Annotated in this window: 12 protein-coding genes; 2 read left to right on the top strand and 10 right to left on the bottom strand. The window is 68.8% G+C overall.

Annotated features, from left to right (window positions below; translation table 11 throughout):
• Positions 1 to 41 precede the first annotated feature (41 nt).
• The 6 genes from CLV71_RS15120 to CLV71_RS15095 form a co-directional block, all read right to left on the bottom strand.
• Positions 42 to 2,507, bottom strand: coding sequence for a LamG-like jellyroll fold domain-containing protein (locus CLV71_RS15120; RefSeq protein ID WP_243866471.1), 2,466 nt, complete (start codon positions 2,505 to 2,507; stop codon positions 42 to 44).
• A 12-nt stretch (positions 2,508 to 2,519) separates the two neighbouring features.
• Positions 2,520 to 3,521, bottom strand: a complete 1,002-nt coding sequence (locus CLV71_RS15115; RefSeq protein ID WP_133903394.1) for an ABC transporter permease — start codon at positions 3,519 to 3,521, stop codon at positions 2,520 to 2,522.
• The gene (locus tag CLV71_RS15110) at positions 3,518 to 4,459 is read right to left on the bottom strand and encodes an ABC transporter permease (protein WP_133903393.1); all 942 of its coding nucleotides are present in this window, start codon (positions 4,457 to 4,459) and stop codon (positions 3,518 to 3,520) included. Before CLV71_RS15110 ends, CLV71_RS15115 begins: the two co-directional genes overlap by 4 nt.
• Complete coding sequence (locus CLV71_RS15105) at positions 4,456 to 5,964, bottom strand: sugar ABC transporter ATP-binding protein (RefSeq protein ID WP_133903392.1); 1,509 nt, start codon at positions 5,962 to 5,964, stop codon at positions 4,456 to 4,458. The genes CLV71_RS15110 and CLV71_RS15105 overlap by 4 nt, the downstream gene beginning before the upstream one ends.
• On the bottom strand, positions 5,964 to 7,046 hold the full coding sequence (locus tag CLV71_RS15100) for an ABC transporter substrate-binding protein (RefSeq protein WP_133903391.1): 1,083 nt from the start codon (positions 7,044 to 7,046) through the stop codon (positions 5,964 to 5,966). The genes CLV71_RS15105 and CLV71_RS15100 overlap by 1 nt, the downstream gene beginning before the upstream one ends.
• Positions 7,047 to 7,295: 249 nt before the next feature.
• Positions 7,296 to 8,078 carry a DeoR/GlpR family DNA-binding transcription regulator gene (locus tag CLV71_RS15095; protein ID WP_208297574.1) on the bottom strand — a complete coding sequence of 261 codons (783 nt, stop codon included), beginning with the start codon at positions 8,076 to 8,078 and terminating at the stop codon, positions 7,296 to 7,298.
• 191 nt (positions 8,079 to 8,269) lie between these two features.
• On the opposite strand from CLV71_RS15095, the gene CLV71_RS15090 reads away from it, so the two are divergent.
• A complete protein-coding gene (locus CLV71_RS15090) occupies positions 8,270 to 10,321 on the top strand; it encodes a PQQ-dependent sugar dehydrogenase (RefSeq protein WP_133903389.1) in 2,052 nt (683 codons plus the stop codon).
• A gap of 5 nt (positions 10,322 to 10,326) precedes the next feature.
• On the top strand, positions 10,327 to 11,247 hold the full coding sequence (locus CLV71_RS15085) for a LamG-like jellyroll fold domain-containing protein (protein ID WP_243866470.1): 921 nt from the start codon (positions 10,327 to 10,329) through the stop codon (positions 11,245 to 11,247).
• Between the two features lie 59 nt (positions 11,248 to 11,306).
• On the opposite strand, the gene CLV71_RS15080 is transcribed toward CLV71_RS15085, so the two are convergent.
• The 4 genes from CLV71_RS15080 to CLV71_RS15065 form a co-directional block, all read right to left on the bottom strand.
• Positions 11,307 to 11,756: a YybH family protein gene (locus tag CLV71_RS15080; RefSeq protein ID WP_133903387.1), complete on the bottom strand. Its 450-nt coding sequence runs from the start codon at positions 11,754 to 11,756 to the stop codon at positions 11,307 to 11,309.
• 35 nt (positions 11,757 to 11,791) lie between these two features.
• The gene (locus CLV71_RS15075) at positions 11,792 to 12,241 is read right to left on the bottom strand and encodes an SRPBCC family protein (protein WP_133903386.1); all 450 of its coding nucleotides are present in this window, start codon (positions 12,239 to 12,241) and stop codon (positions 11,792 to 11,794) included.
• Positions 12,238 to 12,603 carry an ArsR/SmtB family transcription factor gene (locus CLV71_RS15070; RefSeq protein WP_133903385.1) on the bottom strand — a complete coding sequence of 122 codons (366 nt, stop codon included), beginning with the start codon at positions 12,601 to 12,603 and terminating at the stop codon, positions 12,238 to 12,240. Before CLV71_RS15070 ends, CLV71_RS15075 begins: the two co-directional genes overlap by 4 nt.
• 188 nt (positions 12,604 to 12,791) lie before the next feature.
• Positions 12,792 to 13,073: a hypothetical protein gene (locus CLV71_RS15065; RefSeq protein ID WP_133903384.1), complete on the bottom strand. Its 282-nt coding sequence runs from the start codon at positions 13,071 to 13,073 to the stop codon at positions 12,792 to 12,794.
• Between the last annotated feature and the right edge of the window lie 81 nt (positions 13,074 to 13,154).

Genomic DNA, 13,154 nt, shown 5'->3' with positions numbered 1-13,154 from the left:
GAGGGTCGGGCAGCACCCGTGGCACTGCCCGACCCCGTTCGTCACCTGCCGGAGGAGTACAGCTCGGTCACCTCCGCGTCGGTCAGCGCCCGGTCGTACACGTGGACCTGGTCGATGGCGCCACGCCAGAAGTCGACCTGGCCGCCGTTGTACTTCGCCCTGCCGATCACCGTGTCACCCGTCGCGGGCGAGCCGACGCAGCCCGACGCCGATCCGGCCGGCGTGCCGTCCACGTACAGCTCCAGCGTGCCTGCCGCGGCGTCGCGGACACCCACGAGGTGGTACCACTGGCCGGGGTTGGGCGGGGTGGATGCCAGCGCGCGGACTCCCACGAAGCTGAAGGCGAACCGGTTGTCCGAGCCCGAGTACTGCAGGAAGTAACCGCTGTTGACGTCACCGTCCTGGCTCACGGCCGTCTGGAACCCGCCGAGCGCGTCCATCCTGACCCACGCCGACACCGTGTAGTTGCCCTCGGCCGTGTCCACCAGCGACGCACCGGTGTCGACGAACGAGCTGCCGTCGAACTGCAGTGCGTTCCCGTTGTGGCCAGGTGTCCACACGGGACCGTTCACGAGCGTGCCGTCGTGGTCGCCGACCTCGTCGGCGGTCGTCGTGCCGGTGCCCTCGCTGAACGGGTAGTACGCGATCCCGTCCGGACCCGGCGTGCCAGGCGGCGGCTCGACACCGCTGCCCGTCCCGTCCGCGCCGCGGATGATGTCCTGGTTCACGGCCTTGACCTGCGCGAAGTCCATCTTGCGAACTTGTCGGTCATAGGTGAAGAAGCCGTTGACCTCGTGCTCGACATCGGTGATCTGCGTGTAGATCGCGCCCGAGATGCCGCACCGTTGCGCCGAGGTGAGCACGTCACGCTGGTTCTCGACGTACCTGCGCGTGAGCGTGGTCGAGTCGGGCTCCATCTCGTACGCGTGGCCGTCGCCGAACCACATGTGGTCCTCGACCTCGAGACCGAAGCCGCCGTGCTCGCCGTCGGCCGAGACCCTGGTGCCTTCCGGTGTCGGTGTCGCGGGCCCGACGTACGCGTGGTGGTCGATGATGTCGCCGCGCCCCGAGTCTCCCTTGGAGGCACAGCAGTTCACGCCGCTGTGCGCGTTCACCAGCCGGCTCGGGTCCTGCGCCTTGACGCTGTCGGCGATGCGGCCGGTGTCCTCCCGCGCCCACTCGCCCCAGCCCTCGTTGAACGGCACCCACACCACGACCGAGGTCCAGCTGTTGTGCTGGTCCACGATGCGGTGCAGCTGGCGCTCGAACTCGGCGCGGGCGTCGGGCGGCGGCAGCTCGCTGGACGTCTTCATCGCGGGCATGTCCTGCCACACCAGGAGTCCGAGCTTGTCCGCGTGGTAGTACCAGCGGTCCGGCTCGACCTTGATGTGCTTGCGGACCGCGTTGAAGCCGAGCACCTTGTGCTGCTCCAGGTCGAACCGCAGCGCGGCGTCCGTGGGCGCCGTGTGGATGCCGTCCGGCCAGAAACCCTGGTCCAGGGTGGCCATGTGGAAGAGGATCTTGCCGTTCAACGTCATGCGCAGCTTGCCGTCGGCACCCGGCGCGGTGCCGATCTCCCGCATGCCGAAGTAGGAACCCACCTTGTCCACGGTCCTGTTGCGGTCCAACAGGGTCACGCGCAGGTCGTAGAGGAACGGCGAGTCCGGTGACCACAGCTTCGCGTGCGGCACGGGCAGCGCCAGCTCCTGGTTCGCGGGGCCGCGGACCCGGCCGACGACACGGCCCTTGTCGTAGGCCACGGCCTCGACCGTGCCCTCGATCGACGACCGCGCGGTCAGCCGCAACGTGCTGTCGGCCAGCCGAGGTGTCATGTCGAGCTTCGTGATGTGCCTGGCCTGCACGGGTTCCAGCCACACCGTCTGCCAGATCCCCGACGTGGCCGTGTAGAAGATGCCCCGGTCGGGGACCTGCCGCTGCTTGCCGACCGGTTGCCACGTCGCGTCGGTGAGGTCCTCGACGCCGACGATGATCTCCTGCTTGCCGTGTGCCTTGAGCGCGGAGGTGATGTCGGCGGAGAAGGCGTCGTAGCCGCCTCGGTGGGTGGTGACGAGCTTTCCGTTGACCCACACGCGGGTGTCGTAGTCGACCGCGCCGAAGTTGAGCACCAGCCGGTCCTTGCGCCAGGCGGCGGGCAGGTCGAAGGTGCGCCGGTACCACATGCGCGGCTCGCTGCGCATGATCCCGGACAGGGCCGACTCCACCGGGTACGGCACGAGGATGCGTTCCGGCAGCGACTCGCCTACCGGCGGCTCCGCACCGGCCGTCGCGCCCGCGAACTCCCAGACCCCGTTGAGGTTCTTCCAGTCCGGCCGCGTGAGCTGCGGTCGCGGGTACTCCGGCAGGGCGTTGGTCGGGCTGACCAGGTGGGTCCACGGGGTCGTCAGCGGGGGTGTCTTGGCGTGCCACTCAGGCGCGGCCGCCGCAGGCAGCGCGGGTGCGAGACCCGCCACCACCATGGCCACGACAGCCAGCGTTCTTCGGAACATCGACCAACCTCCTCATCGAGACGCTCGACTGAGATATGCCTGCACGGCGACGACGACGGCGAGGAACGCGCCACTGACCACGGTCTGGTAGTTGGCGTTCAGGGTGCCGACCTGGTTGATCACGTTCTGGATGACGCGCAGCAGCAGTACACCGGCGAGCGTGCCGCCGACGGTACCGGCACCGCCGGTGAGCAGGGTGCCGCCGATGACGACCGCCGCGATGGCGTCCAGCTCGAGGCCCTCGCCGACGATCGTGACGCCGGACGCCGAGTAGGCGGCGGCCAGCGCACCCGCGAGGCCCGCGGTCAGGCCGCTCACCAGGTACACCACCCACGTGTTGCGCACGACCGGCAGGCCCATGAGCGTCGCCGCCTCGCGGTTGCCGCCGACCGCGAGGATCGAGTGGCCGAAACCCGTGCGCTGCAACACGACGACGCCGATCGCGAACAGCACCAGTGTGATCCAGACCGGGATGCCGAGGCCGAGGAACGTGCCCTGGCCGATCCTGGTGAGCAGGTCGTCGCGCGGCATCAGGCGGGTGGTCGAACCCTCGTCGGTGATCGCGAGCACCACCCCTCGGGCGCCGAGGAGCGTGGCGAGGGTGACGATGAACGGCGCGAGACGGCCGTACGCGACCAGGAGGCCGTTGACCAGCCCGATCAGGCCGCACCCCACCAGCGGCAGCAGCAGGCCGACCAGGCTGCCCCACTGGATCCCGTACGCGGCGAGGACCCCGCCGAGCGCGAACACCGACCCGACGGACAGGTCGATGCCGCCGGAGATGATCACGAACGTCATGCCGAGCGCGACGATCGCGAGGAAGCTGCTCTGGATCGCGATGTTCCGCACGTTCCCGACGGTGGCGAACCGGTCGAACGCGAAGGACGCGATGACCACGAGAAGCACGAGCACGACGACGGAACCACGCCGTTGTGCGAGCCCGGCCAGCCGTTCCCGGCCGGTCGTGCGGTTGGCCGCGACGGAAGGGGTCCGGGTCTCCGCGGTCGTCGTCATGCCGTCGCCCTCGATCGCTGCAGGTACACGGCGACCACGATGATGGCCGCCTGGACGATCTGTGCCGTCGAGTCCGGCAGGTTGTGCTTGATGAGTGTCGCGGTGATGAGCTGCATCAGCAACGCGCCCGCGACCGTGCCGAGAACCCGCACCCGCCCACCGGACAGCGGCGTCCCGCCGACCACGACGGCCGTGATCGCGGCCAGCTCGTACAGGCTCCCGACCGACGACGGGTCCGACGCGGTCAGCCTGGCCGTCGCCACCACCCCGGCGATGGCCGCGAGCACGCCGGACAGCACGTACGTGGTCATCAACACGCGCCGCACAGGTAGTCCGGCGAGCCCGCTCGCCGAGCGGTTGCCGCCGACCGCGACAAGCTGACGGCCGAACGTCGTGTAGCGGACCAGCAGGAACACCAGCACCGTCAGCACGATCGCGATGAGCACCACGTACGGCACGCCGAGTGCCTTGCCCGCCCCCAGGTCCAGCAGCGCGGGGTTGCGGATGTCCTTGAGCTGCCCGTCCGCGAGCACCAGCGCGAGCCCGCGCCCGCCGACCAGCAACGCGAGCGTCGCGACGATCGGCTGGATGCCGACGACGGCGACGAGCGTGCCGTTGACCAGCCCGCACAACGCGCCGGCGACCAGTCCGAGCCCGATCGCGGGCAGTAGGCCGTAGCCCAGGTACAGCGGGAGGATCGCGGCGGCGATGGCCATCACCGAGCCGACCGACAGGTCCACGCCCTCGGTGCCGATCACCAGCGCCATGCCCAGCGCCACGATCAGGATCGGCGCGACCTGCACGAGCTGGGTGTTGAGGTTCGCGACGGTCGCGAAGTTGTCGGTGAACGCCAGGTTGTAGCCGAGGAGCACGACGATCGCGGCATAGACCCCGTTGTCCCGCAACCACACCCTCGGCACGGCCGATGTCGTCGTCATGTCTCGTCCACCAGGGCGTCGAGCAGGGCTGCCTCGTTCACGTCCGCGCCACGCAACGTCGTGACCACCCGTCCCTCCCGCAGCACCACGATCGCGTCCGAGCCCTCGACCACCTCGTCGAACTCCGACGAGATCAGCACGACGCCGAGCCCCTCGGCGGCCAGCTCGTCGACGAGCCCCTGGACCTCGGCCTTCGCGCCGACGTCGATGCCGCGCGTCGGCTCGTCGAGGAGCAGCACCTTCGGCTGCGTGCACAGCAGCCGCGCCAGCAGCACCTTCTGCTGGTTCCCACCCGACAGGTCGCCGACCCGCTGGTCCGGGGAGGAAGCTTTGATGCGCAGGCGTTTCATGAACGTGTCGACGATCGCGTCCTGCCGCTTCCTCGACACCAGACCGGTGCGCGAGAGCCGGGGGAGCGCGGCCAGCACGATGTTCTCCCGCACCGACAGGTCCGGCAGGATCCCGTCGGCCTTGCGGTCCTCCGGCAGCATCACGACCCCAGCCCGCATGGCGACCGCCACCGACCCGGTACGCATCCGCCTGCCCGCGACGAACACCTCGCCGCCGTCGAGCGGCAGCGCACCGGCGATGGCCATGGCCGTCTCACTGCGGCCCGCGCCAAGCAGTCCGCCGAGCCCGACGATCTCACCCGGCCGCACGGTGACCGACACGTCGTCCAGGCGGTGCTTGCTGGTCAGCCCGGTCGCGGTGAGCACCGGCTTCTCGTCCGCGGTGTGCTCGCCCTCGAACTTCGTCGCGCCGTCACGGCGGACCTCCTCGAGGTCGCGGCCGAGCATGGTGGCGACGAGCCGCAGCCTCGGCAGCTCGGCGAGAAGTCCACTGTGGACAAGTCGGCCGTCGCGCAGCACGGTGACCCGGTCGCAGATCCGGTACAGCTCGTCCAGCCGGTGGCTGACGTAGAGCACGGCAACACCGTCGGACCGCAGGCGCTCGATGATCCCGAACAGCGTGTCGACCTCGCGTGGCTCCAGCGACGAGGTCGGCTCGTCGAGGATCACGACCCGCGTCTGCGTCGCCGCGGCCCGTGCCACCGCGACCATCTGCTGGACACCCATGCCGAGTGTCCTGAGTGGACGTGTCACGTCGACGTCGACGCCGTAGGAGGAGAGCAGCTCACGCGCCTGCCTGTTCATGGCGCGGAAGTCCAGCAACCCGAGCCTGTTCCTCGGCTCGCGGCCGAGGAACAGGTTGCTCGCCACCGACCGCAGCGGCACCAGGTTGACCTCCTGGTACACGGTCGCGATGCCCGCCTGCTGCGCCGCCATGGGCGAGGCGAAGGTGGCGGGCTCGCCACGGTAGGTCAGTGTGCCGTCGTCGGGCTGGTAGACGCCGGTGAGGATCTTGATGAGCGTGGACTTCCCGGCGCCGTTCTCACCGACCAGGGCGTGCACCTCGCCCGCGGCGAGCGCGAGGTCGACCTCGGACAGTGCGACGACGCCGGGAAACCGCTTGCCGACGCTCGTTGCGACAAGGATCGGGTCCATCAATACGCCGACGAGACCTCGGCCGGCGCGTTGTCCTTGCCGTACAGCTTGTCGTCGATGACGACGTTCTGCGGCACGGCCTCGCCGTTCAGGAACTTCTGCAGTGTGTCGAACGCCAGCGGTCCGAAGCGCGGGTTGGACTCGACGACCGCGGCCATCTCGCCGTCGACGACCTTCTGCACGGCGTTGCGGGTGCCGTCGATCGACACGACCTGCACGTCCGTGCCCGGCGTCTTGCCTGCGCTCTTCAACGCGACCAGCGCGCCGAGGCCCATCTCGTCGTTCTCCGCGTACACGCCGGTGATGTCGGGCTGGGCCTGGATGATCTGCTCCATCACCTGCTGGCCCTTCTCCCGGGTGAACTCACCGGTCTGCTGCGCGACGATCTCGATGTCCGGCGCGACGTTCTTCATCTCGTCGACGAACCCGTTGGTCCGGTCGGTGGTCACGTTGTTGCCCGACGAGCCGAGCAGGATCGCGACCTTGCCCTTGTTGCCCATGGCCTTGGCCATCTCCTGGGCGGCGCGCTTGCCCTGCTCGACGAAGTTCGAGCCGAGGAAGGCCACGTAGTCCTTGCAGGGCTCGGAGTTGACCTTGCGGTCGACGGTCAGCACCGGGATGTCCTTGGCGCGGGCGGCGGCCAGCGCGGGCTCGAGCCCGTCGGAGTTCAGCGGCGCCACGACCAGTGCCTGGGCACCCTGGTTGATCATGTCCTGGATGTCGCTGATCTGCTTGCTGAGCTGGGAGTTCGCGTTCGTGGTCAGCAGCTGCTTGACCCCGAGCTTCGCGGCCTCGTCCTTGATCGACTGGGTCTCCGCGATGCGGAACGGGTTGGCTTCCTTCTCCGACTGGGAGAACCCGACCACCGCGGTCTTGAGGTCGATCTTGTCGCCGCCGTAGGTCTTCAGGTCGCACGTCGGGCCGCTGATGTCGTCCTTCGCGACCTGCTCGCCGCCGGTGCTCTTGCCCGAGTCGCTCGCGCCGGAGTCCTCGGACTTGGTGCAGCCCGCCAGCGTGAGCGCCGCGGACAGGACCGCGATACCGGCGAGCTGAACAGGGCGAAGTGAACGTGATGCCGTCATTGGCACTCCCGCCGATCAGGGAGGCCACGCCCTCGCCGGTGGCCTCACCGATCAAATTCAGTCACATACGAAAGATATCTGTCAAGACTCAACAGTTTCGTTCATCGGGTGAACAAAACCTCACGATTGGGTGATGACTTCGCGCAGTGTGCGCGCGGCAGGCCCCGACCACTGGTCCACCAGTGGTGGAAGTCCCCGTTCGGGGTAGAACCCTCACGAAGTGGTGGCGGTGGGTTCAGGTCGCGACCCTCACGACGTCGTGGTCGGCACCGACGCCACGTGCACCGTGATGCCCAGCTCGCGCAACGCGTCCAGCTCGGCGGCGTCCGAGGCGTCGTCGGTCACCAGGTGCTGGATGTCCTCCGTCGCGACCGTCTGGAGCAACGCCTCGGTGCCGATCTTCGTGTGGTCGGCGAGTACGACCACCTCCCGTGCCGCGCCCGCGAGTGCCCGGTCGACCCCGGCGACGGTCAGGTTCGGCGTGGACAGCCCGCGTGCCGCCGTCAGGCCGTTGCCGGAGATGAACGCACGGGTGCCCCTGATGGAGGAAAGCGCTTGCTCCGTGGTGCCCCCGACGAGCGCGTGGATGGAGCCCCGCAGAGTGCCGCCGGTCATCACCACGTCCACCCCGCGCGCGCCGGCAAGGTCGGTCGCCACCAGCAGGGAGTTGGTCACGACGGTCAGCTCGTTGTGCCTGGTCAGCCGTGCGGCAAACGCTTGCGTCGTAGTGCCCGCCCCCACGACGATCGCGTCCCCGTCGCTCACCAGGTCGGCGGCCAGGGTGGCGATCGCGGCCTTGGCGTCCGAGGCGACGAGTGCCTTCTCGGAGTAGGTGGGCTCGTGCGACAACCCGCCCGGCAGTGCGGCGCCGCCGTGGTGGCGGTCGAGCAGGCCCTGCGCGGCGAGCGCACGGAGGTCCCGACGCACGGTCACCTCGGACGTCTGCACCTGCCTTGCCAACTCGCGCAGGGAGATGGCCCCACTGGAACGGACAAGCTCGACGATCCGTTGACGACGCTCGGCGGCGAACACGCGACTGACCATAACTCGCGATCAGACCGCCGCCGGGAACTCCTCCGGTTACCTCCCGGTTCCGCCGGACGCTGCCGCCGGGGGCCGCCGGTCGGCTCTTGCATATCGGTCGAACCCGTCTGTAGGGTCAGGAAAGCGCTTGCCGGAAAGCGCTTTCCTGACCACGTCAACCCACAGGGAAGTGGGCGGATATGTCGAAACCCAGACGGTGGCTGGTAGCGGTCGCCGGTGCGGTGGTCGCGGCCGGCCTGGCTGTGCCGGCATCCGCGGCGGCACAGGCCGACGAACCAATCCAGGACCCGTTACCCGACCCAGTGCCGTCGAGCCTCGGGCTCACGGTCGCCGAGTTCGCGCAGTTCCCCAAGAGCGAGCCCGTACCGGCGCCGACCGACCCCAGGCTCATGCGGTGGGCCCGCATCAACCACCTCGGTGAGATACCGGACGGCTCCGGCAGGCTGTACGTGCCGGACCTCAACGGCAACATGTACCTGCTGGACCACGGCACCCAGCACGTCTACCTCGACGTGCGTGCGCAGTTCCCGGACTTCTTCTCCGGTCGCGGCCTCGGCACCGGCGCCGGGTTCATCACCTTCCACCCCGACTTCGCGCGCAACGGCAAGTTCTACACGGTGCACAGCGAGAACGGCGCCGCGCTGAGCAAGCCGACGACCTTCCCGGTGGAGACCGACCCGCCGTTCCTGCACTCGATCATCACCGAGTGGACCGCGACCAACCCGGCCGCGGACACGTTCAGCGGCACGCACCGCGAGATCCTGCGGCTCGGTGAGCACGGGCAGATCCACGCGATCCAGCAGATCGACTTCAACCCGTACGCCCGCAGGGGCAGCCGTGACTACGGCGTCCTCTACATCGCCTCCGGCGACGGCGGCAAGGGCGCGATCTCGACCGTGCCGCAGGAGCTGACCAACCCGTTCGGCAAGGTCCTGCGGATCAACCCGCTCGGCACGAACGGCACGGGCGGTCAGTACGGCATTCCGCCGGACAACCCGTACGCGGGCCAGACCGGTGTGGTGCGGGAGATCTACGCACGCGGCTTCCGCGACCCGCACCGGTTCAGCTGGGACCCCAACACCGGCAGGATGTACCTCGGCCACATCGGCGAGCACCGCATCGAGCAGGTCGACGAGGTCAGGGCCGGTGACAACTTCGGTTGGAGCGAACGGGAAGGGCCGTTCGTCTACAAGCGCGGCGACCCGCAGTGCGGTGTGTACCCGCTGCCCGCCGACGACGCGCAGTACGGCTACACCTATCCGGTGGCCGCGTTCGACCACAACCCGCCGCCGGGGTCGAACCTGTGCTCCGACTCGGGGCACGCGGTCGACGGTGGTTTCGTCTACCGGGGCACCATTCCCGAGCTGCGTGGCAAGTACCTGTTCACCGACCTGGTCGACGGCCGGATCTTCTACACCGAGGCGAACCAGATGCGCCGGGGTGGCCCGCTGGCGCAGATCTACCAGGCGCAGGTGTACTTCAACGGTCAGCGGACGACGTTCCAGGAACTCGTCGGCGACCCACGGGTCGACCTGCGCTTCGGCCAGGACGGCAAGGGCGAGCTGTACCTGATCGCCAAGGCCAACGGGAAGATCTGGAAGGTGACGGGTACGCAGCGCTTCGCGAGCTGCAGTACCGGCCACACGACCGTCGGTGCCACCGGTGCGAGCTCGTGGACCCCGGTCACGCCGGCGAAGTGGGAGTTCCGCCACGGCGAGGCGATCCTGGCCGAGGCGGGTGCCGAGCGACCCGGCCCGAGGCGTCCGTTCGAGTACGCGGTCATGTCGAAGGGGCCGGCATTCTCGAACGTCCGCGTGGACGCGAAGGTCCGCCTGGACACGCCGGTCGACGTGACGAACCGGGACGTGATCGTCGTCTTCGGCTACGAGTCGGACACGCAGTTCTACTACGCACACGTGTCGACCGACAACACGATCTATCCGCACAACGGGATCTTCCTGGTGAACAACGCGGACAGGTTGCGGCTGGACGACCAGTGGAGCGAGCAGATGTCGCGCGGCGCGCCACCGACCATCGTCGACAGCGAGTGGCACGACGTGAGCGTCACGCACTGTGCGAGCACCGGCGAGATCTCGGTGAAGGTGGACGGAAAACTGGTGATGACGGCGGTGGACACCACGCTGGCGTCGGGTAGGACGGGCTTCGGCTCGTTCGACAACATCGGCCGGACACGCGGTTTCCGCGCCACCGGCAAGGTCGCACAGGGATGACCCGGATGCGTCGACTGGTGATCGCACTGTGCTGTGCGACCCTGGCGGCGCTGTCCGGCACGGTGCCCGCCTCCGCGACGGGGGCGGGCCACCGGCTGGGCGGCGTCTTCCCGCCGTTGAAGCAGAACCTGGTCGCGTACTACGACTTCGAACACCCCGCCACGGGTGGTGTCGAACGTGACCAGGGCAGATCCCACACGGACATCAACCTGATCAACGGCGCGCCCCGGGTCCGGGACGGTTTCCGCCACGCGGTCCAGCTGGGCCAGGTCGGCACGGTGACCGGCAACGACGACTGGAAGGCAGGCATCTACGCGCAGACCGGTCTCCAGTCGCTGCACGCGTTCAACGCCACCCGCGAGGCGACGGTCATGGGCTGGTTCAAGATGACCGGCACGAACCCGAGCCCGAACACCGTCACCCCGAACCCCACGGACCTGTACAACGCGATCGGCCTCGCCGGCGTCCTGACCGGCGACTCGGACGGCCACGCCGTGCGGGCACTGCTGGAGATCATCGACGTCAACGGTGAGCTGAAGGTGGTGGCGCTGGGCCGCCGGATCGACGGCGGCGCGTCCCAGACCTTCGCGGCAAGCCTGCCGTGGCAGGAGATCCTGCCCCAGAACGAATGGGTCTTCCTCGCGGCGACGTACAACTACGACACCGGAAAGATGGTGCTGTACCGGGACGGCAGGCCACTGGACGGCTTCTACACGGTGACCGGCGATCCCTGGCTGCTGACGGGTGATCCGGAACCGGACGTGACGACGGCCTCGGACCCCAGGGGCATCAAGATCGGCGGCAGCTTCCCCCAGAACACGGTGGAACGCAACCCGTGCAACTGCCGCATGGACGAGCTGATGTTCTACAACCGTTCCCTGACGCCGAACGAGGTGTGGCTCCAGTACCTCTGGGCGCGCCTCTGACCCGTCAGCGGAAGGCGAAGCGTGGTGGAGGTGCCTGCCTTCACCACGCTTCGCCGATCTCACAGCTCGCCGGTCACCACCGCGTCGCCGGTCTCGGCGTCGAAGGGCACCGAGGCGTGCTCGTGGACGATCTTCCAGCCGTCGTCGCGCCTGCGGAGACAACTGGTCGCCCGTACCCACATGCCGACTTCGGTGCCGTCGACCATGGTGCCGCTGATCCGGACCAGGAAGTGGCAGAACGCGAGGTCGGCGGCCGCGGTGATCTCCAGGTCACGGATCTCGTGGCCGATGCCGGTGCGGTACGCGGCGAGCCACTCCTGCTTGCGCGCGGTCGTCTCGTCGCCGCGGCGGACGAAGGGCGCGACGGCGTCGAACACCACGACAGCGGGGTCGTTGGCGGCGGCCAGCGTGGCGGCGTCCTTGGCGGCGAGTGCCCGGGTGCGAGTCTCGAACAGCTCGCGGATCTCGGCTTCGGGGCTCGCTTCGTTCGTTGTCCGTGCGGTGGGCATGGTGGACTCCCTTCGGGTGAGGTCGGGGGTGGCCGTCAGGGCCGCCCGAGTTCGCGGCCGAGCGCGTCCAGCCAGTCGGCGGTGCCCTGTTCGCGCCACTGGGGCTGTTCCTGGTCGTCGAGGAAGGTGCCCTGCTCGGTGAGCACCAGCCGCGTGCCGGAGCCGTCGGGGACGAGTTCGACGGTCGTCACCGACACGGTCGCCAGCACGCCGCGGCCGTACAGCAGGGTGGTGTAGACGATGCGCTCGTCGGTGACGATGTCGCGGTAGACCGACTCGACGACGATCTCCGCACCGTCGTCCGTGCGTCCGTGGACGGCCTCGGCGCCACCGACTCGGAAGTCCAGTGTGTAGGCGGTGTCGTTCGCCGCGAACCACTTCGCCTTCGTGTCGCGGTCGGCCCATGCCGCGAACACCTGGGCGGGGTTGGCGGAGTAGGTCCGTTCCAGCGTGAACGTGCTGTGCTTCACCGAGTGCTCGGTCATGATCTGTGCTCCTTGGAGGGGTGCCCCGGGTCCGTGTGGCTCTCGCCGAGGACGTCGCCGAGGCGGTCGAGGCGGTGCTCCCACGTGGTTCGCCGCCGGCGCAGCCACTCCTCGGCGCGCCGCAGCCCGGATGGGTCGATCTGGCAGGTGCGGACGCGTCCGGCCTTCTCCGACCGGACCAGCTCGCTCGCCTGCAACACCTGTAGATGCTGGACCGTCGCCGCGACCGTTACGCCGAGCAGACGCGCCAGCTCGCTCACCGTGGCCGGACCGCTGGTCAGGCGCTCGATCATCGCCCGCCGGTTGGCGTCGGCGAGGGCGTGGAACACCCGGTCCGCGGCCTGCGACTCATGGTTAAGCATGCACTTAACTGTAGCCGCCTCCGCTGCAAAGTCAAGCACGCGCTTAAGTGTTGCCGCACTCACTGGCCGCCACCGACGCAATGAAGGCGTCCTTCGTGACGCCGGGCGTAACGAAGGCGTCCTTCGTGACGCCGGGCGTTAGGAAGGCGTCCTTCAGTGCGGTGGGTCCGGGGCTTCTCGGGACGCACTCACTCGGGCAGTTGGACCAATTCCTGGATAACTCGATCAATCCGCCCGGCACAATGCCAAACCTGCTCCTCGTGACGTCCGCATTTGCGCAGCCGAGAAGCGGTCGCCCACCCCTCCCATATCTGCACGTTGTCCTCGAGATCACCAAAGGTGCGAAGGCCGAACAAGGCGTCGACGGTCCGCTGCGGAGTGGGTGCGGCGAGGGTGGTGCGCAGGAAAACCCAGCCGAGAGCACGCAATGGCGTTGCCAGCGCCAGGAGGCGCTCGTGCTCGGCGGTCACTTTCCTACCCCTCGGACATGTTCCGACAATAGAAGGCGGGCGGCGCGTCGGAGCGCAGAAGGGGAGGACCGCTCGACGACG

The organism is Actinophytocola oryzae, from assembly GCF_004364325.1.
Classification (GTDB): domain Bacteria; phylum Actinomycetota; class Actinomycetes; order Mycobacteriales; family Pseudonocardiaceae; genus Actinophytocola; species Actinophytocola oryzae.
Note: the sequence above shows the minus strand (reverse complement) of the source record. Positions and strands in the feature narration are given on the sequence as shown.